This window comes from Natronolimnobius baerhuensis, assembly GCF_002177135.1.
GTDB classification, from domain to species: domain Archaea; phylum Halobacteriota; class Halobacteria; order Halobacteriales; family Natrialbaceae; genus Natronolimnobius; species Natronolimnobius baerhuensis.
Genome location: NZ_MWPH01000002.1, coordinates 1,139,102 through 1,161,908, shown reverse-complemented (window position 1 = coordinate 1,161,908; position 22,807 = coordinate 1,139,102). Strand labels below are relative to the sequence as shown.

General features: G+C 59.6%; 22 protein-coding genes. 11 read left to right on the top strand and 11 right to left on the bottom strand.

The window, feature by feature from the left end; all coding sequences use genetic code 11:
- Positions 1-69 precede the first annotated feature (69 nt).
- Positions 70-807, top strand: a complete 738-nt coding sequence (locus B2G88_RS12065) for a creatininase family protein (RefSeq protein WP_054862626.1) — start codon at positions 70-72, stop codon at positions 805-807.
- Between the two features lie 33 nt (positions 808-840).
- Here B2G88_RS12065 and B2G88_RS12060 read toward each other — a convergent pair whose 3' ends face one another.
- Positions 841-1,290, bottom strand: a complete 450-nt coding sequence (locus tag B2G88_RS12060; protein ID WP_054862627.1) for a DUF5790 family protein — start codon at positions 1,288-1,290, stop codon at positions 841-843.
- A 242-nt stretch (positions 1,291-1,532) separates the two neighbouring features.
- Positions 1,533-1,910 carry a dihydroneopterin aldolase family protein gene (locus B2G88_RS12055; RefSeq protein ID WP_054862628.1) on the bottom strand — a complete coding sequence of 126 codons (378 nt, stop codon included), beginning with the start codon at positions 1,908-1,910 and terminating at the stop codon, positions 1,533-1,535.
- A 149-nt stretch (positions 1,911-2,059) separates the two neighbouring features.
- Here B2G88_RS12055 and azf point away from each other — a divergent pair, with 149 nt between their 5' ends.
- A complete protein-coding gene (gene azf / locus B2G88_RS12050; protein ID WP_054862646.1) occupies positions 2,060-2,803 on the top strand; it encodes an NAD-dependent glucose-6-phosphate dehydrogenase Azf in 744 nt (247 codons plus the stop codon).
- 11 nt (positions 2,804-2,814) lie between these two features.
- Here azf and B2G88_RS12045 read toward each other — a convergent pair whose 3' ends face one another.
- The 3 genes from B2G88_RS12045 to B2G88_RS12035 form a co-directional block, all read right to left on the bottom strand.
- Entirely contained in the window at positions 2,815-3,429 is a 615-nt protein-coding gene (locus tag B2G88_RS12045; RefSeq protein ID WP_087714971.1) for a DUF309 domain-containing protein, read from the bottom strand.
- Between the two features lie 286 nt (positions 3,430-3,715).
- A complete protein-coding gene (locus tag B2G88_RS12040) occupies positions 3,716-4,816 on the bottom strand; it encodes an aminopeptidase (protein ID WP_087714873.1) in 1,101 nt (366 codons plus the stop codon).
- 51 nt (positions 4,817-4,867) lie between these two features.
- On the bottom strand, positions 4,868-5,596 hold the full coding sequence (locus B2G88_RS12035) for a queuosine precursor transporter (protein ID WP_087714872.1): 729 nt from the start codon (positions 5,594-5,596) through the stop codon (positions 4,868-4,870).
- Positions 5,597-5,911: 315 nt separating this feature from the next.
- On the opposite strand from B2G88_RS12035, the gene B2G88_RS12030 reads away from it, so the two are divergent.
- Positions 5,912-6,187 carry a PadR family transcriptional regulator gene (locus tag B2G88_RS12030; RefSeq protein ID WP_054862629.1) on the top strand — a complete coding sequence of 92 codons (276 nt, stop codon included), beginning with the start codon at positions 5,912-5,914 and terminating at the stop codon, positions 6,185-6,187.
- Positions 6,188-6,458: 271 nt separating this feature from the next.
- On the opposite strand, the gene B2G88_RS12025 is transcribed toward B2G88_RS12030, so the two are convergent.
- Positions 6,459-6,917, bottom strand: a complete 459-nt coding sequence (locus B2G88_RS12025) for a Tfx family DNA-binding protein (protein WP_087714871.1) — start codon at positions 6,915-6,917, stop codon at positions 6,459-6,461.
- Positions 6,918-7,180: 263 nt separating this feature from the next.
- Here B2G88_RS12025 and B2G88_RS12020 point away from each other — a divergent pair, with 263 nt between their 5' ends.
- The gene (locus B2G88_RS12020; protein ID WP_054862630.1) at positions 7,181-8,416 is read left to right on the top strand and encodes an RNA-guided endonuclease TnpB family protein; all 1,236 of its coding nucleotides are present in this window, start codon (positions 7,181-7,183) and stop codon (positions 8,414-8,416) included.
- Between the two features lie 303 nt (positions 8,417-8,719).
- Here B2G88_RS12020 and B2G88_RS12015 read toward each other — a convergent pair whose 3' ends face one another.
- The gene (locus tag B2G88_RS12015) at positions 8,720-9,205 is read right to left on the bottom strand and encodes a TRAM domain-containing protein (RefSeq protein ID WP_087714870.1); all 486 of its coding nucleotides are present in this window, start codon (positions 9,203-9,205) and stop codon (positions 8,720-8,722) included.
- Positions 9,206-9,392: 187 nt separating this feature from the next.
- Between B2G88_RS12015 and B2G88_RS12010 the strand changes: the two genes are divergently transcribed.
- The 4 genes from B2G88_RS12010 to B2G88_RS11995 all read left to right on the top strand — a co-directional run bounded on the left by B2G88_RS12010 (position 9,393) and on the right by B2G88_RS11995 (position 15,141).
- Positions 9,393-10,184: an electron transfer flavoprotein subunit beta/FixA family protein gene (locus tag B2G88_RS12010; protein WP_087714869.1), complete on the top strand. Its 792-nt coding sequence runs from the start codon at positions 9,393-9,395 to the stop codon at positions 10,182-10,184.
- Complete coding sequence (locus tag B2G88_RS12005; protein ID WP_054862631.1) at positions 10,181-11,134, top strand: electron transfer flavoprotein subunit alpha/FixB family protein; 954 nt, start codon at positions 10,181-10,183, stop codon at positions 11,132-11,134. Before B2G88_RS12010 ends, B2G88_RS12005 begins: the two co-directional genes overlap by 4 nt.
- A 344-nt stretch (positions 11,135-11,478) precedes the next feature.
- Positions 11,479-14,109: a methyl-accepting chemotaxis protein gene (locus B2G88_RS12000; protein ID WP_245835368.1), complete on the top strand. Its 2,631-nt coding sequence runs from the start codon at positions 11,479-11,481 to the stop codon at positions 14,107-14,109.
- A 189-nt stretch (positions 14,110-14,298) separates the two neighbouring features.
- Entirely contained in the window at positions 14,299-15,141 is an 843-nt protein-coding gene (locus tag B2G88_RS11995) for a polyprenyl synthetase family protein (protein WP_087714868.1), read from the top strand.
- 55 nt (positions 15,142-15,196) lie between these two features.
- Here the strand turns inward: B2G88_RS11995 and B2G88_RS11990 are convergent, their stop codons facing one another.
- A complete protein-coding gene (locus B2G88_RS11990; protein WP_087714867.1) occupies positions 15,197-16,333 on the bottom strand; it encodes a DUF373 family protein in 1,137 nt (378 codons plus the stop codon).
- Positions 16,334-16,491: 158 nt separating this feature from the next.
- Positions 16,492-17,109, bottom strand: a complete 618-nt coding sequence (locus B2G88_RS11985) for a hypothetical protein (RefSeq protein ID WP_054862635.1) — start codon at positions 17,107-17,109, stop codon at positions 16,492-16,494.
- Positions 17,110-17,292: 183 nt separating this feature from the next.
- Here B2G88_RS11985 and B2G88_RS11980 point away from each other — a divergent pair, with 183 nt between their 5' ends.
- Positions 17,293-18,288, top strand: a complete 996-nt coding sequence (locus B2G88_RS11980; RefSeq protein WP_087714866.1) for a radical SAM protein — start codon at positions 17,293-17,295, stop codon at positions 18,286-18,288.
- Positions 18,289-18,571: 283 nt separating this feature from the next.
- Here the strand turns inward: B2G88_RS11980 and B2G88_RS11975 are convergent, their stop codons facing one another.
- Positions 18,572-19,933 carry a helix-turn-helix transcriptional regulator gene (locus B2G88_RS11975; protein ID WP_087714865.1) on the bottom strand — a complete coding sequence of 454 codons (1,362 nt, stop codon included), beginning with the start codon at positions 19,931-19,933 and terminating at the stop codon, positions 18,572-18,574.
- Between the two features lie 332 nt (positions 19,934-20,265).
- On the opposite strand from B2G88_RS11975, the gene B2G88_RS11970 reads away from it, so the two are divergent.
- Both B2G88_RS11970 and B2G88_RS11965 read left to right on the top strand, forming a co-directional pair.
- Complete coding sequence (locus B2G88_RS11970) at positions 20,266-21,504, top strand: DUF7096 domain-containing protein (RefSeq protein WP_054862636.1); 1,239 nt, start codon at positions 20,266-20,268, stop codon at positions 21,502-21,504.
- An 80-nt stretch (positions 21,505-21,584) separates the two neighbouring features.
- The gene (locus tag B2G88_RS11965; RefSeq protein ID WP_245835366.1) at positions 21,585-22,103 is read left to right on the top strand and encodes a type IV pilin; all 519 of its coding nucleotides are present in this window, start codon (positions 21,585-21,587) and stop codon (positions 22,101-22,103) included.
- 5 nt (positions 22,104-22,108) lie between these two features.
- Here the strand turns inward: B2G88_RS11965 and B2G88_RS11960 are convergent, their stop codons facing one another.
- Positions 22,109-22,732, bottom strand: coding sequence for a methyltransferase domain-containing protein (locus B2G88_RS11960; RefSeq protein WP_054862637.1), 624 nt, complete (start codon positions 22,730-22,732; stop codon positions 22,109-22,111).
- Positions 22,733-22,807 lie beyond the last annotated feature (75 nt).

The following is a 22,807-nucleotide window of genomic DNA, read 5'->3' as shown; positions in this document are numbered from 1 at the left end:
CGTTCCACGGTCCCCCGTGTTTTCGAGGTCACCGACGGGTTCATGTCCGTTCGCTCGGTGGTCCCGTGCATGCACCTCTCTGCTGCGACGTGGCCCGACGTTCGCGACTGCGAGGCGGAGCTTGCGGTCGTCCCGGTCGGGAGTACGGAACAACACGGCCCCCACGCGCCGCTCGGAACCGACGTGCTCACCGCCGAGGCGATTGCCGACGCCGGCTGTGAGCGCCTCGAGCGCGAGGTGGTCCGCGCACCCGCGATTCCAATCGGTGTCGCCGAGGAACACCGCCAGTTCCCGGGGACGATGTGGGTGTCTGCGGACACGTTCAGAGATTACGTCCGCGAAGCAGTCGCGAGTCTTGCCACGCACGGCTTCGACCGCGTCGTGCTGGTCAACGGCCACGGCGGCAACGTCGACGCACTCCGAGAGGTCGGCGCGCGACTGAGTCGCGACGGCGACGCCTACGCCGTCCCGTTCACCTGGTTCGACGCTGTCGGCGACCACTCGAGTGAGATGGGCCACGGCGGCCCGCTCGAGACCTCGCTCCTGCAGGCGCTCGAACCCGACCTCGTTCGCGAGGACCGACTCGAGGCAGCCAGCGAGGGCGCTGCCGATGGCTGGGGAGAGTGGGTGAGCCACGTCAATCTGGCCTACGATTCGACCGAGTTCGCGGAAAATGGTGTCGTCGGCGATCCGGCAGCCGGCGACGAAAAACGGGGTGAGGAACTGCTCGAGTTGGCTGGCGACGCGCTGGCGCAGCTACTCGAGGCGGTTGCCGAACGGGACGTATCACGGCCCGACCGGCGCTGACGGACTCGAGTGTTGGAAGCGCTGTGAGGTCGGTTACTCGTCGTCTTCGTCGTCCGCGTCGGCCTCGTTTTCGTTATCGTCAGCATCGCTTGGCCCTGCATCCTCGAGCGTGCCACGAAGCGCTGGAATCGTCGAGGTGAGGTCGCCGACCTGCTCGCCGGCCTCCGAAATCGAGCCGATGGCTTCCTCGAGGTCGCCGATTTCCTCCTCGAGGTCGTCGGCGTCCTCGAAGGCGTCAGCGCGTTGGCCCATCGTGAACCACTTTTTGGCGTCGCGGAGGTGGTCTTCGGCGTCGCCGGAATCGAGTGCGGTTTTGAGGCCGTTGAGCACGCCCAGCACGTTGTCGGCGTCGGTCTCCCAGACATCGTCGGCGTCGGGAAGGGCGTCCCAGCCGTCTGCGAGCGAGGATTCGACGTCCTCGCGCATCTCGTTGGCCGCTTCCCCGAACAGTTCCTCGTCGTCGCCGAAGGTCGCTTGGCTCATGTCATCTCCTTTGCGGGGGCTGCGGTTAAAAGGTTGCCCGAAAGTGAAAGTGAAAACGCGTCCGTCAGCGCCAATATGGCGAACATAGCGAGTCGATTTCGAAAGCCTTCTCGAGGGTGTTCCTATACGTCCGGAGTTGCTCACGGGTCACTGCGTTCCCCGTCTGCTCACGGCGCAACGCGCCGTTTGCATGGTATGCGAGACCGCCGGTCTCGCACTATTCGCTTTTCCGCGGTTCTCACTCACTCCGTTCGTTCCGAACCGCGTTCTTCTCGAACCGAGACAACCTCCATCAGCGGGTAGCCATCTTCCATCGCCATCTCCGTCACGACCGCACAGCCTTCGTACTCGACGACGATTTCGACCTCGAGAAAGCGTCCGGTCAGTTCGGTGTACGTCGCACTCGAGTCGGCGAGGTCGGCCTCGAGCGCATCGTGTTGGACTGCGACGGTCACGTCGGTGCAGTGGGGCTGATTTTGAATTGCCTCTTCCATTGCAGTCTCGATGCTGTCGGCGCTCGCGGGCGAGAGTGGCGTGCCGGCGAACTGGTGATACAGCGTGCCGAACTTGATGCCGGCTTCGAAGCAGGCGGCTTCGGCGTCGGTCGGCGCAGTGTCCATACGCGAGTGCTCGAGGGCGTGCGGGAAGGTGGTTCCGGTCCGAGCGGGCGTGTCTGCGGGGGCAATAGGCTGACTCGACTGTGACACCGACGACCGCACCGGTCCGGAACCGCATGGTTCTTATCGGCGCTTTCCCTCACACCGAACGAATGGCACAGTCCGTCCTGTTGACTGGGGCTGCGGGGCGCGTCGGGGACGCGATCCTTGGCGACCTCGCCGCGGAGTACGAGTGGCGGTTGATGGATCGGGATCCGCCGACGGAGGACTATCCGGGCGAGTTCGTCGTCGCGGACATTACTGACGACGACGCCGTCCGCGAGGCGATGGACGGAATCGACGCCGTCATCCACCTTGCTGGGGACCCCCGGAAGACCGCGCCGTGGGACAGCGTCCTGACGAACAACATCGATGGCACGCAGACGATTTTCGAAGCGGCCGTCGACGCCGGCGTCGAGAAGTTCGCCTTCGCCTCCTCGAACCACGCCGTCGGTCACTACGAAACCGAAGATCGGACGCCCGATATGTACCGCGCGGACGACGACTACCTGCTCGATGGGACGGAACTGCCCCGACCGGGCAACCTCTACGGCGTCTCGAAGGCGGCCGGCGAATCGCTCGGGCGCTACTATCACGACGAGTACGGTATCGCCGTCGTTAACGTTCGAATCGGCAACCTCACGAAGGGTCACCCACCAATCGACTACGAACGCGGGCAGGCCATGTGGCTCTCCTATCGCGACTGCGCGCACCTGTTCGACCGCTGTGTGAAAGCCGACTACGACTACGAAATCGTCTACGGCATCTCCGACAACGACCGCAAGTACTACTCACTCGAGCGCGCGAAAGACGTCCTCGGCTACGAGCCACAGGATAATTCGGCACACCACGACTGAGTGGGCTGTCTTCAGAACAGTCCCTGCACGTCTTCTTCACGCGCCTGTCGCCGGTCGACGTGGCCCGTCAATCGCTGGTAAATAATTCCTCGAGCGTCGTCTTCGCGGACGAAATCGAACAGTAACGAAATGAAGCGACTGTCGTCTGCGCCCGCCTCGAGATCAGTCTGGGCGTACGTACACGCCTGCTCGAGCGGCTCCGGATCGTATCCCCACTCATCAGCGAGAATCGGGGCCGCAATCGCGGTCTGGTCGATGTCGAGATCAGCGAGTTGTGGATGCGATCCGTCGTGCTCGAGTCGAACCGGTGCTCGGCGCTCGAGCACTTCGGGATCCGATGCGAGCGTCTCGAGCATCGCCCGCATTGGGGGCAGGTCAACGCCTCGATAGTCGTCGGGAACTCCCGCGAGGTACGACTGGGCGCTGTCTGCCAGTCCGACGGCACCCTCCCAGTTGTGCTCGTGGACGTGAAACACCGCGGCAGTGGCCTGAATCAGCCCGTGGAGCAGTCGCTCGTCGTCCGTTCCGTCCTCGCACTCGAGCCAGCGCGCTTCCCAGGCGTCGTGGGCCGCGTGGTAGTAGCCGTCGTTGTAGATCGCCGCGCCGGCTCGGAGCTGATCGCGCAGGCACATAGTGGACGATTCGGCTTCGAGACTCGAGAGCGTCACGGTCTGGTCGAACTGTCGTGTGGTAGTGACGCCGCTCTCGAGGAGGAGTAGTACGCGAAACGCCGGATATGTACCGCCTCCGGCGGGGCGGGCAGACAACTGTCGAAACGGGTGGGATGCCACGCATCCCGACCGGTTACGTGCCGCCACCGGCCGAGGCGGTACTCGATCCGAGGACGGAGTTCCCCATTAGTATGAACTTGGTTACGGTAGTTGGACCGCCATACACCGCAGTAAGACCAGCTTACTCCGCCTCGAAGCCGTCTTCCCAGCGAAATCGTCCATTACGCTGGACAACCTTGCCGTCAATCTCGAGGCGTGACTCGTCGCTCATATCCGTGATCATGTCGACGTGAATCGCGGAGTCGTTGCCTGACTCGCCCTCTGGCAGACAGGCGTCGTAGGCCCGTCCGAGCGCCAGATGGACGGTGTCGCCCATTTTCTCGTCGAACAAAATCGTGTCCGTATAGCGGTCGATGCCGCGATTCATGCCAATGCCGAGTTCGCCGAGTCGGTTCGCGCCGGCATCGGTCTCGAGGATGTCGGCGATCACGTCTGCGCCCTGTTCAGCATCGTAGTCGACAACCTCGCCGTCTGCGAACTCGAGGCGGACGTTTCGGACGGGGTCGCCGCGAAGTGTCATCGGCACGTCGAAGGTGACCTCGCCCTCGGTGGCGGTGGGTGCGGTAAAGACCTCGCCGCTTGGGAGGTTGTGCGAGTCGTATTCGACCGAAGCGGCGCTGTTGACTGCGGTTCGACCCTCGATGTGCATGGTGAGGTCGGTTCCACTCGAGACGAGGCGAACTTCCGAGCCGTCGTCAAGCAGGGCTTTCATGTTCGCCATCTCGTCGGCCAGCGACTCCCAGTCGCGTAGAATTGCGTCGTAGGCGAAGTCCTGGTACTCCTCGTAGGCCATGTTCGCCTGTTGAGCAAGCGAGCGAGTTGGATGCAGCGTTGACACCCAGCGCGTCTCATAACGTGCCTCGCGAATGTCCTGGCGGGCGCGGCGGTGAGCCGTGTGGGTGTCTCCCGGCACGTCGGCTGTCGCGCTCATGTTCCGGCCGCCGCCGAGTGAGAGATAGACGTCAGCCTCCTCGTAGAGTGCGAGTTCGTGGGCCGGATTCTCGTCGAACTCATCGTCGTGTGCCTGCAGGTACGCACGCGAGAGTTCGCCGGAACTGTAGGTCGACAGCAGGTTTGCGCCACGTTCGCCGAGTTTCTCGGCGACGGCGACGGCGAGTTCGTGGGCCTCAGGCCCCACCGAGAGTACGACGTTATCTCCCGACTCGACGCGAGCGCTCCAGTCGACCAGTACTGCCGCGTGTTCGCGGATACGTTCGTCCATACCCCTGGATACGGCCTGAGACACAAAACGTCCTCCGTCCTCGAGTCGGGGTCAGGCGGCTGACTCGGCCACCTCATCGTCACTGCGCGAGCGGACGAGGCTGACGACGGCGTAGACAAATGGCGTATCGGCGACTGCGATTGCGAGTTTCAGCAGATACTGACCGATAATCAGGCCGATAACGCCCTCGAACCCGGGATAGAACCCAACCCCAAGGGTCAACGGCGCGATGGCGAACGCAATCGAGACGAAGATCACGGTATCAATCGCCTGGCTACTCGCCGTCGAGGCGATGTTTCGCAACCAGAGCTTTTCGCGCCCGGTCCGGTCTCTGATCCAATGAAAGACGATCACGTCCCAGTTCTGACTGACAATGTACGCGAGAAGACTCCCGAGAACGATGTTCGTCGACGCGCCGAGCACGCTCTCGAACTCGCTTGCGACTGCTGGATCCTGTGCTGGTGCGGCAATCGTCGACCAGACGAGTGCGAGCACGACGAAATTCAGCGCGAAACCGACGTTGACGACGATTTGGGCTGCCCGCCGTCCGTACAGTTCGGTGTAGCAATCACTCGCGAAATAGGTCAGCGCGTACGCGAGCGCTGCACCTGGCAAGATAAGTTCTGCGCCCGTAACCGGCAGCGAAAACGGGATTTCGAAGGCGAGCACTTTCGCAGCCGTCACTTGTGCGGTGACGAGTGCTGCGACGAACAGTCCGATCAGTGCAACGTGTGCAACCGTCGGCGCGGCCGACGGCTGGGATCCATGCTGGTGACTCATACCCATCGCGTCTCGAGTGCATCCATGTAAACGGTGCTATCTCAGTCTCCCTCGAGTCCGTCTCACCGACTCTCTCAAGAGGAAGCTACGAACCTCCAGCGATGTGTTCACGAACACTAATTTTTCTGACTGTCCTTGAGTCGTGAATTTCACCGCAGATAGTAGGAAATACCAGTATGTGTTACTTTGTACGATGTCGCCAACTGATGACAATCACCGCAATACGGTATTAGTCCGCTTGAAACCGTCTCACTGCCTCTGATACGCGATAGATAACAAATAGTCGATCTACTGGTGTAATCATATGGGTGAAACATGGACGATCTGACTGGGTTCCAACGGGACCTGCTGTACGTCATTGCAGGAGCCGATCAACCCTCGGGACAGAACGTCAAAGACGAGATCGAATCGTACTACAGCGCCGACATCAATCATGGACGGTTGTACCCCAATCTCGACACGCTCGTCAACAAAGAGCTCGTCGAGAAAGGACAACTCGACCGGCGAACGAACTACTACGAAATTAGCGACAGTGGCCTCCAGCAGATCGAAGAGCGCCGCGAGTGGGAACGCCAATACATCAACGAGTAACGATCAGTTCGCGTCGGCACTCATCTGGCTGAAATGGTCTCCCCAGCGTGGAGAGACCGTCTCCACAGTGCGTTCGGAGCCATCCACACGATCCACCAGGCTGCACGACGCGCCACGATTTTCTTCCCAAGTGAATCACTCAGTAGTGGATTCGCCGTGAGAGCGGAGTCGACGATGAGACACACGCACTCGAGTCCCCCTCTGTTAGCAGTGACTACGGCCTCGTACGCTGTGCGTATCGGCCCTCACAGCGACGGATGACTCGAGTGAGTCACTCCTGATGGCGCACGCGGACCATTCCGTCGGCGGTGACACCGACGATCAGTGGGGTCGAGACATCGCGACCGGTGACGGCCGATCCGGCGGCGTCGCTGACGACTTTCATCAGATCCGGCGCGGTGTGATCGACTTTGACGCCGGCCTCGTCGCAGGCCTCATACACGAGGTCGGGCACGTCATAGAGGTCCGTTCCCTCCGGAATCCGGACCTGAACTGGTGCGCGGAGTGCTTCTGCGAACGTGACCGTCTCGCGTGCCTTCTCGAGGTTGTCCCGGGCGCTCGATTCAATTGAGGAGACGTTCGCGCGCGAGGTGCCGAGTTCGGCGGCGATGTCGGCCTGAGAAATATCGCGCTCGCGTAGTGCGAGGACCTGTGCCTGTCGGTAGGTCAGGATGCTCGCGTCCGAATCGAAGCCGATCTCTGTGAGCAGGGTTTCGACGTCGTCGATCATTTTGCGGTAGCGAGGAAACCCCGCCCCTTGGGGCGGGGAGGAATCGCGTTCGTTCGTGTCTCAACTCGCCCTACAACGGCCCCTCGGTGTCCAACGATCTCGCCCCCTGGAGCAACATTCCCTTCCAGGTGAGGCCGTGCGCGTCCTTGATTTCGCTTAGACGGTCGTACTCTTCTTGATCTACTTCGATGTTCAGGTTGGGCATCTATACACATGGTTACTTTTTCATTAGCTTTAACTATTACGCTCACGTACTCGTAGTTGTGACGACGACCGCCACGAAAACGCTCGAAGCCACGCTCGTTCCGCCCACTACGGGCAAAGAGCAACGCCTTGAGCGTACCGTGGCGACCTACCGCCGTGCTCTCGAGAACGCCTTCGAGAGTGGCGCGGATACACAGTCGGCGGTCAACGATGTCGTTACGCCGTACACGCTCACGTCCTACGCCAAGGACGCGCTCAAGAACTACGTCCCGCAACTCCGTCGGACGTACAACGCCTCGGAACTCGAGGACGACCACCCGGTTCGGTTCACCAACCGGGGCTTCCGAATTGACCATTCCGACGAGCGAGAGCACGAGTTCTGCTGGCGCGTTCCACAGGCCGGACGTGGCAACGCTTTCTGGATTCCGCTTCGGATCAACCCCAAACAGGAATCGCTCTGGTTCGACCTGTTCGACGAGGACGAAACAGTCGGCGAGTTCCGACTGCAACAGCACCGAACGAACTGGGTGCTTCACGTCACCGTCGAGTACGATGTGGCCGAACCAGAGACACTGGACGACCCGACTCGAATTGGCTTCGATATCGGCGAGTCCAAGCTTCTGACGGGCTGTGCCTGTCAGAACGACACCCCGACCCAACCATACATCTGCGACGGCGGACGTGCGCGAGCACTCCGCAAAGAGATGTTCACGACCCTGAAGCGACTTCAAGAGCGTGACGCCGCCGAGTGGCGGATCGACGAACGCTTCGACCACTACCAGAACGCCCTGACGGATATCGTTGAGAAGGCGTCTCGCGAAGCCGTCGAATACGCCAAGTCCTTTGAGGACCCGGTGATCGTACTCGAGGATCTCTCGTACATCCGCGAGAACCTGGATTACGGGAAGTACATGAACCGACGCTTGCACGCGTGGGCGTTCGCCCGACTTACCAAGCGTATCGAGGACAAGGCCCTCGAAGCCGGTGTCCCGGTCGAGTTCGTGAATCCGCGCTACACAAGCCAGACGTGCCACGAGTGCGGACACATCGGTTCTCGTGGGTCGCAAGCCGAGTTCAAGTGTACAAACGCAGAGTGTTGGGTGACGGAGTATCAGGCAGATATCAACGCGGCCGCGAATATCGCCGGTCGCTTTGATCCGTGGGGAGAGAGCGTTCCCTGGAAACCGGAACGCGATGACTCGCCACGGAATGGGTGCCGTTGTGACACGGCCACAGGACACCGCACGCCGAGTCGGCAATCCCGACAAACGACGCTTGCGGTCTTCGAGTCCTGAAACCTCCCTCGACGCGAGGCTTCCCTTGTAGGAAGCCCCGCCGTTTACGGCGGGCGAGGATGTCACACGAACAGTAGTGACCGGGAGAAAGTCAAAGCTTCCCTGTGGGAGGGTCGGTTCGTGTAGCGCCCGAGGCGTTCGCTCGAGAGAACTCATCCCAAACGGATTACTGTACGTCAGCACCGACACAACCGCGAGCCAGGCGGCGGTTGCGCCGCTCAATCAGTACAGCACTCCGTCTCACGCAACTGCGACTGCTGTGGCCGTGACTGTCCAGATGTAAACGGCCGATTGCGAGGGCCGCTATGAGCCCCAGAAGTTATCGCGACTCCCAAGGCGTTCGCGGTCGGTCGCGGAGGACCGGCCGGTTTCGTCGTCGCTGTCTTCGGCGCTGGCGTTGTCACCGTCATCATCGGTGTCGTCGTCGCCGTCTTCGCCCTCATCAAGGTCCTCGTCCATTGGCACCTTCTCGAGCATCTCTGCGCGGGCGTGGTTGCTGTGGACGCGTTCAATTTTGACGCGAGCGCGGGCTTCCGGGAGGACGCCATCGACCATGACGATGAAGCCGTCTTCAGTGCGGCCAACACCGGCACCGCTTTCGTGCATGTCCACGACGTCGACGACGATCTCCTCGCCGGATTTGACCGGTTGGGTTTTCAGATCGTCGATGGGCTGGTTGTAGTGGTTACACCACTCTTTGCCACCCCTGTCTCCGTAGTGGTTACACCCCATCCCCGAGATCCGTTCGGAGAAACTCGGACAGTCGTCGGCGAGTGGACAGTCTGCCATAGTATGTCGTATCAGCGGCGACGTTAAACCGTTTCCGTCTCGGATACGTCTCCGTAGGAGACTGTCCAGGCCCGTCTAGCGCAACTGTCGACTCGAGCGAGTAATTTGCTCTCACGCCGGATAAATGTGAAACGGGTTCTGAATTGTTCCAAAAACGTTTACGGAGAGGACGTGGGATATAGTACCAATGAAAATTCTCGTACCGGTCACGGAAGTCGCGACCGTCGACGACGAGTTCGAAATCGAGGGGACTGCCATCGCCGAGCAGTACCTCGGGGCAGATCTCAACGAGTGGGATGAGTACGCAATCGAGGAGGCAGTCCAACTCCAAGAGGCAGGGGTCGCCGACGAGGTAATCACGGTGACGATTGGCCCCGAAGAGTGCGAACAGACCATCCGCCAGGCGCTCGCGAAGGGTGCCGACCGCGCGGTCCGAATCTGGGACGACGCCCTCGAGGGAATCGACTTACTCGGTGTCGAGGCGAAGGCGGCGCTGCTCAGTGCTGTCGTCGAGGATGAAGACCCAGATCTCGTCTTAACCGGCGTTCAGGCCGGTGACGGCGCCTTCGGTGCAACCGGCGTCTCGCTCGCGTCCACCGTCGGCTACGAGTGGGCGGCCGTCGTCAACCACCTCGAGCACGACCTCGAGGATGGCGTTGCCTCGGTTCGGCGCGAACTCGAGGGTGGCGTCGAGGAACTGACCGACGTCGAACTCCCGGCAGTCCTGACGATTCAGACGGGGATCAACGAACCACGCTATGCGAGCCTACGGGGGATTCGACAGGCCCAGCGCAAGGAACTCGAGGTGCTGGGGCTGGCTGACCTCGGCGTCGATGAGAGCGCGATTGGCGCGGCGATTTCGCTGACCGATATGTACGAACCAGAAAGCGAGAGCGACGCGACGGTCTGGGAGGGCAGTGCCGAGGAAACCGCCGGGCAACTGGCTGAACTGCTTCGCGAGAAGGGGGTGGCACAATGACTGACGTCCTCGCGGTAGCAGAACACCGCCGCGGCGACCTGCGCGATGTCAGCTACGAACTCGTCACTGCCGGCCGACAACTCGCGAACGAAACCGGCGGCGACCTCCACCTCGCCGTCATCAGCGGCACTGTCGAGGACTTCGCCGAGAAACTCAACCGCGACGGCGTCGATACGATCCACACCGTTACCGACGGCGAGGAGTTCAATCACGGCGTCTATACGCAGACTGTCGCCCAACTCGCCGACTCGCTCGACCCGCAGTACGTTCTCATCCCCAACAGCGTCAACGGCCTCGATTACGCGCCCGCCGTTGCCACCGGCCTCGAGCGCCCACTCGTCACGGACACAATCGACCTCGAGACTGACGGGGAGACGCTGACTGCAACCCGCGAAATGTACGGCGGCAAAGTGGAGACGACGACCGAACTCGAGGGGCCGGCGGTCGTGACGACCCGCGGCGGAGAGTGGCCCAAAGCGGAGGGCACTGGCGACGCTGCAATCGAGTCTTTCGAACCCGAGATCGACGAGGCCGCACTCGGCGCGACGGTAACGGGTTTCGAGGAAGTCGGCAGCGGCGACGTGGACATCAGTGATGCCGAGGTACTCGTCTCGGTCGGTCGGGGCATCGACGAAGAAGAGAACCTCGAGATTATCCACGACCTCGCGGATGCACTCGATGCAACGGTGTCATCCTCACGTCCAATCGTTGACAACGGCTGGCTGCCGAAGAACCGGCAGGTCGGCCAGTCCGGGAAGGTCGTCACGCCCGATGTTTACATCGCGATTGGCATTTCGGGCGCCGTCCAGCACGTTGCGGGGATGAAAGGCTCCGAGACAATCGTCGCGATCAACACCGATCCGAACGCGCCGATCATGGACATTGCGGACTATGCGATCACGGACGACCTCTTCGATGTCGTCCCGTCGCTGACAGAAGCGTTCAGATAAGGGGTATACTGCCTGCACTGTGTGGTTGACCGGGCTGTAGGCGTTTTTGCCCGTTTGTCTCCGAAGTCGTTACTTGTTTTCCCACCCCATAGTCCAAATTGAGTTTCACTCTCGCGCGCGACGTGATCACAACTGCATTCGCCGTGGACCTCTCACAGTCATCGGTGCCTTCCAGTTCTCTGACCACTCGAGCAAAAATTACTTTGAATCACTTATAGGCGTGTCTGTGGGTCTGTAACCCTTTTTCAGTGCATACGACCCATTTTATTTACAACCTGAATTAGTTATTCGGCGCACATTTCCGATCAGGAACATTTATTGATCGGTAATAATCTTTATCGATCATGCACGGACTGCTGCGTAAGGTGGTGCCGAACTTCATCCGCCGAAGTTATGCGATGAAGTTCGCGATTGTATTGCTGATCCTCGGCCTCTCGGTGGGGGCAATCGGGCTTGTCGGGACAGCACAACTACAAGAGGGTGTCCAGTCGAACGTCTATACCGATCACGAGACGCTTGCGCTCCAGCAAGCGGAATCGGTCAATGACTTCCACGAGAATAACGAGTACACGGTTGAAGAGTTCGCCCGGAGTAGCGCGATCGCCGTCGAAACCGCTGGGGATCAACCGGACGCTCAGGAGTATGTCGAAGAAACCATGGATGATCGTGGCGGCGGGGATGTCGGTGAAGCGCACCTCCATCTCCTCGAGACAAATGGCCACGTGATTGCCAGTTCAAAAGTTGAACCACAGACCGGCCAAGAGCTGCAAGGTGAGTGGGTCGACCAGATCGACAACGAGTCAGGGACGTACGTCACGAACGCCTACGAGAGCGGTGACGTCGACGAGAACGAACAGCGAATTGCGTACATCACCGCCAGCCACAACATCCTTGATGGGCAGGTGCTTGTCTACACGATTCCACTAGATGAGTACGAAGTGGTGACAGGCGATGACCGCTACGGGATGGTTGTCGACGGCAACGACAGAATCGCGTTCAGCGAACCGGGCGACGAATCGCGGGCGGCGACAACGAACCCGATGTTCGAACTGTACACCGACGCCGGTGATGATGACCCGCTAGTCGATGCACGCAACCCTGAAACAGGCTCACTCGGAGCCATGGAAGCCGGCCCAGGAACGTCGTTCCTCGAGGAGGACTTCTTTGGCTCACAGGAGTACGTTGTTGGCTACGCAACTGTCGGTGACTCGGATTGGGTCACACTCGTTCATACGCCGACCGATATCGCCTACGGCTTCGTCGAAGACGTCCAGCAGTTCGGCCTGATCGCCACGATTGGTGCCGTGTTGTTGATCGGCTCCGTCGGTGCGGTCTTCGGCTGGAACACCTCGCGCTCGATTGACCGCCTGACGCGGAAGGCCTCGCGCATGGAAGAAGGCGATCTTGAGGTGGATCTCGAGTCCAAGCGAATCGACAGCATTGGCCGGCTCTACGATGGGTTCGGCAGTATGCGCGACTCGCTCAAGACCCAAATCGAGGAGACGACGCAGGCACGCGACGAAGCAGAGACGGCCCGCGCTGAGGCCGAACGGCTCAATGACCATCTCGAGGCGAAAGCCGACGAGTACCGCGAGGTCATGCAGGCGACGGCCGACGGTGACCTCACCGCACGGATGGACGCCGACAGCGAGAACGAGGCGATGGAAGACATCGCGACCGAGTTCAACGAGATGATCGCTGAACTCGAGGAGACGACGGCAACGATCAAAACGTTCGCGACGGAAGTCGCAACGGCCTCCGAGGAAGTGACTGCCTCGAGCGAGGAGGTCCAGTCGGCGTCGACGCAGGTTGCTGGATCCACGCAGGAAATCTCCGAGGGTGCCGACCGACAGAACGACAGTCTCCAGTCGATCAACCAGGAGATGAGCGGGCTGTCGACGACAATCGAACAGATCGCTGCCTCCTCGAATCAGGTCGCAGACCTTGCTGCCCGAACCGCAGAAACCGGCGAAGAAGGTCGGGAAGCAGCCCAAGAGGCAATCGAGGGCATGCGAGAAATCGAGACCGAATCCGATGCAGCGGTCGCCGAAATTGAGAAACTCGAAGCAGAGATGGAGCAGGTCGACGAACTGCTCGAGTTCATCACGGAAGTCGCCGAGCAGACGAACATGCTGGCGCTGAACGCCAACATCGAGGCCTCGCGGTCTGAAAGCTCGAACGAAGGCTTCTCCGCAGTCGCAGGCGAGGTCAAGGAACTATCTGCCGAAACCCGCGAAGCCGCTCGCGACATCGAGAACCGACTCGAGGAGATCAAGTCTCAGACCGAACGCGCGGCCGCAGAGGTCCAACAGACGAGCGATCACGTCTCCGAGCACACTGATTCCGTCGAGCGCGCGGCGAACGCACTCGACGAGATTGCAGATTATGCCGTCGAGACCAACACCGGGATGCAGGAAATCTCGAGTGCGAGCGACGAGCAGGCAGCCTCGACGCAGGAAGTTGTCGCGATGGTCGACGAAGTGGCGACGATTGCCGAGCAAACGAGCACCGAGAGCGAAACTGTCGCGGCAGCAGCCGAAGAGCAGACGACCGCGCTGACGGAAGTCTCGCGCAGTGCCAGTGATCTGGCTCAGCGCGCGACACAGCTCTCTGCAACGCTTGACCACTTCGACACCGACGCAGCAACCGATGATGCACTCGAAGTGAACGACAGTGCAGACGCTGAGGTGAACGATGCGCTCTCGTTCGACGAGACTGACGATGGTTTCGGTGGCGAGGGCGGTGACTCCGCGTCCGACGAAACTGAGTCCGAGGACGCTGAGGCGACGGATCCACTTGCAGCGACGCCTGAGAATGACTCCGATAGCACTGACGTGACCGACGCAGACAACGAGTCCGCTGACGGCTGGGGAGAACATGTCGACGAAGACGCAGACGACACGACTGAGGCGTCTGAGAGCGATGGAACGGATCCGCTCGCGGACTCGTTCCAGTTCGACGACGGCGACCAGTAAGCCGATTCGGTGACGCTCTCTCGAGCGTCTGACTTTGTGGATACGACGGGGCATTGGCCGACTGTTGCGGTGTATCTGGCTGATTTTCGGTTGCACCGACACAGTGGGACAACGGACCGTCTCGAGTCGGTGTAGCGACCGGCAACCCAAACCGTCACCTACTTTTTCACCTGCTTCTAAGGCCCGCCAATGGAACTTCTGGAGCGCCGCCGGGCGCTAATCGAGGAGCGTCTCGTCGAGGTCGTCGATGGGGTCGACCCGGAGACGCTCAGCGAGGAAGTTCGACACGTCGCCCTCTCTGGTGGCAAACGCGTCCGACCGATGGTCACGGTACTGGCTTGCGAGACGGTCGGTGGCACCGCAGAAGACGCCGTCGAATTTGGGGTTGGCATCGAACTGGTACACAACGCCTCGCTCGTTATCGACGATATTATTGATCGATCCGAACTCCGCCGTGGGACCGCAAGCGCCTGGGCCGAATTCGGCTACGGGCCGGCAATTATCACGAGTGATGGACTCCTTGGCGAGGCCTTTGGCCTCTTCTCGACGAATCCCCAAGCAACTCGTACTGTCGCCGAAGCGATGGTCGAACTCGGTATCGGTGAAGCGACCGAACTCTCCGCACAGCCGAGCAATGAAGACGAGTACATGGTCCTTGCGCGGCGCAAGACCGGCGCGCTCTTTCGCGCCGCCGCAGAACTCGGCGCGATTGCAGCCGACTCGGACCCCTTTACCGTCGAAGCCCTCGGCGAGTACGCTGAACGTGTCGGCATCGCCTTCCAGATCCGCGACGACGTCCTCGACGCCGTCGCCGACGCGGACGACCTCGGGAAACCAACGGGCCACGACGCCGCCTTAGAGCGCCCCTCGGTCGTCCAAGTTACAGATCTCACACCCGAGGAAGCCAATGCACGCGCCCGAGCAGAAGCCGACCGCGCACTCGATGCACTCGACCGCATCGATGTCGCCGATCCCGAAGCAGAGGGCTACCTCCTCGAGTTAGCCGAGTTCGTCGTTGAACGAGAGCGGTAACTGTTTTTCTTACGCGAGTCGCAACTGACACCGGTACCGACACCCACCACTCGAGTTACGCCCGATCTGGTTGTGGGTGGCTTTCGGTATCAACGTCATCGTCTGGGTCGTCGTCGGACTCCTCGAGGCGAGATTCGACGACGGCGAACGCGAGCGTACTGACGATACCTAACAGCGTGCCGACCGTCAGCGCCGTCGCGAGGTAGCTAATGCCAACCAAATCGAGGAAGAAGGCACTGACCGCATGGAGGACGATTGCAATCGCGACGACGTAAAACGGCGCGTTCAGATAGCGCCACTTGAGATTTCCAGCGATATACTCGTCGGTGATCTGGCCGAGGCTCGTCGTAACGCCGGCCGCAGCCAGCCACTGAACCGAGCCGTAGACGAGCGCAGCGACCATGACTGGCGCGCCGACTTCACCAGTCGTCGCCTCCTGGACGCCCTCGAGTTCGTTCATCCCGCTGACGCCGCCAAGGACGAACAGTGCCGCGGCGACGACGTAGGCAAGGAGCGTGGTTCGACCGGCGTACAGCGAGCGGCGCGCGCTCTCGACTGCCGTATCGAGTCGGTTGCCAAGGCCGAGTCCCCTCGAGATGAGATACAGTCCGAGCAGCGCCGAGGTGGTCCCGAGGACGAATCCCGGCATCTCGAGGGCGCTGCCGATGAGCGCGAGCGGGTAGATCAACAGGAGGATTCCGAGCGGAATCAGAACGGTCCCGCGCGTCTCGGGGTCGTTTAGCACCTGCTTGATCGTGTAGTACATCGACTCGAGATTCTGGGCCTGGCGGACGACCACGCGGCGGACGCCGTCGATGGGGACGCGCGAGCGGATGACGGGGATGACGGATTCGTCCTGTGCGCCGTCGGTGATGACGAGCGCGGTCACGTCCTCGGCGGTCGAGAGGCTCGCGAGGACCGTATCCACTTCATCGCCGACCTCGCGGTTGGCCGCAACGTCGCCGTCTTCGTTGCCCGTCACGACCGCGACTTCGACGCTCTCGTCGCGGCTGTCCAGATCGTCGTAGACGTGCAGTCCCTGGAAGATGACGTTCACATCGGAGTCTTCAGGATCTTCGGTTGCGAGGGCAACGGCGGCCTCTTCGACGGGGTCGCGGCCGATCACCGGCGTCGAGAAGCCGGTCTTGCGACCGAGGTCGTCGTCGAGGTCGACACAGAGGACCAGCAGCATCGTCCTCGAGTTCGCGGGCGTGGTACTTCCGTTTTCTGGGATGTATGCAGTCGGTTTCAAAAGGAGTCGGTCGAAGACGGATACCCGATCAGTAGGATAACAGTAGCAACATGGGCGCGGTGATTCGCGCTCGTTACAGTGGTGGTTGTCGTTCTTCGTTATCGGCTCTCTTCGTCGTCATCTTCTGGTTCTATGATTTCGAACTCCGTCGCGAGCGCGAGTGGATCGCTGTCGGGTCCGTGGGGAAATCCCCAGAAAACGGCCCGATAGTCGCCCGGCGTTGGCATCGTACAGAACTCGTACGTCCCGAGAACGGGTTCGGATACCGAGACGTCGATTTCCCACGCCGTTTCGTCGCCGGGTTCGTGCGTCGTCGTTCGGTCGCTCCACTCGTGATCGTCCGCGACACCAACAGTTGGTCGCCACTCCCCGTCAACGGCGTGCTGGATCGCGATTCGGTCGTCCGCGTACGTCTCGAGGTCGTGGCCGGAGACATTCGTAAGTGTAACCGTAAAATTCCTATGCGCCGCCACGGGGTTCGGTTCGACCTCGAGATCGAACCCGAGAAACGGATCGTCGGAGTCAGGATAGACGACGCTTCGCTCCTCGAGTTCTGCGTCGAGCACACGATAGTCTTCGACGCACATCCGCTCGTCGGTCTCTTCGTCATTGCTGTCGTTGACTAACTCGAGGCTGTCGGTACAGCCGCTGGCGGCCACGAGACCGCTTGTACCGAGGCCGACGAGTAGGTGCCGTCGTTTCAGTTGCGTTTCCATTCTACGTACCGTTACCACTACGAATTATGCGGATTGGTATATGTTTTGTCATCACCGCCAGCGGCAGCAACGCGCCGCCGGTTGCGATAAACAGACGCACACACGCCACGCCGCAGGACACCCACTCACACACCGTTTCGAACCCGGTTCGCTTATTCCGCTGGAACCGTTCGATACGAGTAGATGATTTCCGAGGGCTGCGAGCAGTGCGCGAAAGGCGGCAAGATGGTCATGTTCGTATACGGCTACTGTGACCAGCGCGACTGCTTTTACTGCCCGCTTGGCGAGAACCGCAAGAACGTCACTGACGTCTATGCGAACGAGCGCCAAGTCGAGACTGACGAGGACGTCCTCGAGGAAGCCCACCGGATGGACGCACTGGGTACCTCGATTACCGGCGGCGAACCCCAGGAGGCCCTCGAGCGAACCTGTCACTACCTCGAGCTTCTCAAAGACGAGTTCGGCGAGGACCACCACACCCACCTCTACACGGGGATTCCGGGCGGGCGCGAGAACATGCGGAAACTCTCCGAGGCCGGCCTCGACGAAATTCGGTTCCACCCGCCCCTCGAGCAGTGGGGCGACCTCCATGGCACCGAGTGGGAGGAGATTCTGTACATCGCTCGCGAGGAAGGCCTGACGCCCGCGTTCGAGATCCCGGGCATCCGCGCCGAAACGGAGTTCCTCGAGTTCTTGGACGAGGGCGCAGCGGAGTTCTGTAACATCAACGAGTTCGAGATGTCCGACGGGAACTACCGCCGGATGCAAGAGCAGGGCTACGAACTCAAGGAAGACCACATGAGCGCCGTCGAGGGCTCCCGCGAGGACATCCTCGAGGTCATGGGCGACCACGAGCGCGTGTACTTCTGTACCTCGGTGTTCAAAGACGCCGCCCAGCACCGCCGCCGACTCAAGCGCATGGCCCGAAACATCCGCCGCGAGTTCGACGACGTGACCGACGACGGCACGCTCGTCTACGGCAAGACCCGCGCCGACCCCGACCGCTTCGAAGCGCTTGGCGTCCCCGAAGAGTTCTACACCGTCAAAGCGGACCACGTCGAGGTCGCCTGGTGGCTCTTAGAAGAGATGATCGAGGATGGTGACCTCGAGGATGGAGAAATCGTAGAACAGTATCCAAGTTACGACGGGCAGGTTGTTGAGCGGACGCCACTCGCGTAGAAGTCCGCGAACGAACGCAGTGAGTGAGCGGGTTTTTGATTTCTCGCCGAACGGAGTGAGGCGACGGTCAGCGAGAGTTTTGCTCTCGTCAGACAGATTTTTGCGCGAGCGGTGAGCGACCGGTAGGAGCGAACTCGAGGGGAAAAGGAGAGTAGATCGTAGAACAATATCCAAGTTACGATGGGCAGGTTGTCGAGCGGACGCCACTCACATAACGTTCAGACCGCGAGTGAGTGGTGTGAACAAGCGACTCTTTGGGACTACGTTCTGGTTCTGATCCTGATCAGTTAATTTCGGTTGGGTCTACTTCGGGGAGTGTGATGAGGTTTTCACGTCCAATTCTGAGTTTCTCTATCTCGCCGTCTTCATCCATCTTTGAGAGTAGTTGTGAGACCTTGGCGTTCGACCAACCGGTCTCTGATACAATCGCGGCTTGTTTCATCCGGCCTCCATTTCGGGCCAGCATTCGATGGATCTGTTCCTCGTCGCTCAACAGTTCCGGATCGATGTCGTCTGTTACTTGCTCACTAAACTCTAGTCTCTCCCCGTCGTCAGCGAAGGCATTGTCCCCCGACTCGAGCGAACGCTCGTCGACTTCGGCGTCACCCTCGACATCCGGGCCGGTGGTTGCTTGCTCGGAATTGGTGTTGCCGTTCCCCTTGGGACCCTGCGTGAGCAACGGGACTGTCTTATCCTGAAAGTACCGATACGCGATAGAGCCAGCGACGGCAAGGACTCCAACGGTACCTAGGAGTGCGACGAGTACGGGGACCGAGATATTGGAGAGCAACCCACTAGACTGGGCCCCGCGTAGGAACACGATATCGAACTCGTCTTCGCTGAATTCGTGGTGCCCGTCCCAGGTGAGCTGGGTCGGGGTTTCGAGGCCATAATTTTCGGGCGACTCGATGACGAGTCGTTGGTCGCTTCGGAGCGTCGACCAGGGGTTACCGTTTGTATCCGTTTGGAGGGCGTCACCGAAGTAGAGTCTGTCGTCGTCGGTGCGCGCGAAGTTCGTCCAAGTGAATGAATACGAGATGACACCAATCGATTCGTCCTCATAGGCTCCATCAGGTTCGTTTTGCGTATCAATATCGTCATCGTACGGTGCGAAGTCGTACCCGTCCCATCCTGCATCGGTAACTGACATCTCTCGACCGGTTTCAGCGCTTGCGTCGGCTGCCTGTTGACGGATTTGCTGGATCGGAATGTCAACTGTATCGTCACGTTCGCCGGCGGTAACCGCTTCGGCGTAGTGTGTGAACGTTTCGACTGTGTCATCGTCTTCGAGAACGAACCGGAACTCGAGCGTCCAATGAGCATCGCCGTCGCTGGTAACGTTGATGCGGGTGAGTTGTGCGGTTTCAGCAGGTGTTCCATACGAAAATTCTGTCTGGTTATTTGTATGTGCGTACCGCGTTTCGCCATCATTGTGGCTATCACTGGCAGCCGCTGTGACGGACTCGGTCGGCGAGAGCGTTGCTGACTCTGTGAGTAATATCGATGAGTGGTCAGTCCCGGAGCCGGAATTGGGACCTGGACCATGGTTACCACCAGCAGCTACCGGTATCGCGATAACCGCACCGAGAGCGGCGGTGGCAAGGAGGGCAACGAGGGAGAGTGTAACGGCGGTGGACAACCGCATACCTATCAACTGGTGGTCTCCGGGGGCAAAAAACGCTTTCCATCGATAATTAACTCAGTGCTAGGATTCGTAACTGCTCTCTTCGGATAGTAGCAAGCTATTATCGGGTATTTCTACAAATTGAAAAGATGTGAAACGTATATACAATGAGATTGTTTTGTAAATACATACCTCGTAAATCGATTATTGTTGGATGATACGGTGTCTCCTATCTCTGGACTCTTTACCGCTGAAACCGTGTTTTTCAGCCGATTAATGTGTTTTCCGTTGTGCTGGTCGATCATCTCGTAAGTGCGACCAGTTTTTGTATCAGGAGGTCATACAGCGGCACAATGAACAGCGCGACTCCTGTCCTCCTCGCGTTGCTTCTCGTTTGTTCAGTACCCGCGATTACGGTCGTCGCGGCTTCTCCTGAACGTGGAGTAGTCCACAGTACCGACGAGCGGCACGCTTTCCAGCAAAACACTGCAGCACAGACGACGCCGGTCGAAATCGAGAACACGACGAACCAACTATCGCTTACAGGTGATATACGTGGGTCACATGCTGAGACAGAGACTGACTTCAGTGCTGTACTTGCCGGTGTCACCACCCAGTTGCAGGTCGATCACGAAACGTACGTTCTCTCCGAGCATACGTTTACGCAGGCGGACGATGAGAGACAGACGGCGATGGTTGAGAGTGCATACGACCGCCTCAAAGACCGAATTAATACTCTCGAGGAGCGCGAACGTGAAGCAGTCCAAGACCATGCAGTCGGAGAGATAAGCGATGCAGAATTGATACAGGTACTATTGCAAAATTATCAGGAAGCAACGACAATCGAGGAGACACTCGATGAACTCGACACTCGGGATGATCTACTCACCGAAAGTGCACTGTCTTCCCAACAGTTGCGTGCTGATCGGACGCTTCTCGATTTCCACACGACATCGATCCGAACCAATCTCGATATGGCGACCGGGATGGAAGAATCTAGTGAATCATACGAGTTCCGTATTCAGACCTCACAGGATGGCTATCGACTATCGCAACTCGATGGGAGAACATATACCACTGAGATCGTTCGGTTTGATAATCGAAATGCCGACGCACCGAATCAATACCAGTCAACGGATCAGGCAATGGACCAAGCAACGGGATACTATCCGTGGGCGAATGAGCATGGGACGTCGGACTTCCACGACCGTAGCCAAGAAACGCTCTACTGGCTCGATATTGCTCACGACGAAGGACAATTAAACGCGTACCTCGATGGCGGAACCGGGGACATTTATCGCGAGATGCAGGATATTTCGGCCAACTCGTTGCCAATAACCGAGACAGAGACGAAATCGTATCCTGGACTTGAGCTTACCCTTAATAAGACTCCCGTAACCGGGCCAAGTGAACTGACCGTTGTCGATACTAATACAGGCGAACCTGTACAATCCACAGTTGAAGTCGACGGCGTCGAACTCGGCGAGACCGATGAAGATGGATCAATATCGTATCTGCCGCCCGCTGAAGAGTACAACTTGACCGTGGACAGTGGGTCGGAAAGCGTTAGCACGTCCATCTCGACCGAATAGATGCTGAGTGTCGTCTCTCTTGTTTTCCCTTTCACCCACTGAGCCAGCAGTTTATATAGGAAGACGCAGCCAATGTTGGTGTGTCGGCACGTGCTACTCTGGTTGGACAACTAATCCGAAAACAGCGGGCATACCGGTCGAGTCGAGCGATTAGTCCGGTCGTCGGAGTCGTTACTCTTCTTGCGATTACGGTCTGTCTTGCTGTAACAGTTGCAATCCTTGTTACTGGTTGGACAGTCCCCAATCCAACACCAACTGCAGCGTTCGAACTTCAAGCTGATGGCGACGCCGGAACGCTCACCATCGAACACGTTGCCGGCGAGTCGGTTGACGTGCGGGACCTCTCACTTACCGTGTTGATCAACGATACACCGCTTTCGTCGCAGCCGTCAGTTCCATTTGCCGGGAAAAAGGGCTACTATGGGTTCCCTGCAGGTCCGTTCAACGAACAGGCCGATCCGAACTGGCACGCGGGCGAGCGCGCCGAACTGACGATTGCGAGTACGAACAACCCGACGCTCGAGTCCGGCGATCTCGTCACAGTCACGCTTGTCGTCGGTGAGACTGTGATTGCAACACTCGAGGCGGAAGCGACTTGACCTCGCTACTCGGGTGCGCGCCCGATTGTCGTGATGGCGACTTCGGGTTCGTAGGACGGTCCCTGAAAGAGGTGTTTAACGTCGTCGAAGCCGGCGCGTTTGAACATCGCATCGGCCTCGTACTCGTCGTAAAACAGCATGATCGAGTCTGCGAGGTGCTGTGCGATGACGTTGTCGGGGTAGTTCGGGCCGACCACGAGGACCTGTCCCCCGGGTTTGAGCACGCGGCGGAACTCTCGCAGTGCGAGGATCGGATTCGGCCAGTACTCGATTGAGCCAGAGGACCAGACGATATCGAACGTATCCGTCGCGAACGGGAGCCGTTCAGCATCGCCACGATGGAAATGAACCGGCGGTGCGTGTGTGCCGAACTTCGCACAGGCCTTCTCGAGTTGGTGTTCGCTCTGGTCGAGTGCGTACACTTCATCGACGTGCTCGAGGAGGCCTTCGGTTGCGAAGCCGGTGCCACAGCCGACATCCAGGACGGTCATATCGTCTTCAATCTCGAGCAGGGAGAGCGCTTCAGTGCGCATTTGCTCGTTCCAGATGAAGGGATTGACCTGGTCGTAAACCTTCGAGAGGTACTTGTAGAACAGCCGAGCCCGGGCTTTGTTCTCGAGGATTCCCATTGGTTGGTCTTTCGATGCAAGCGGGATATGTCTGCTGTTCCGACGCTGGCGCGACAGCGCACTCTCGAGTGGGTA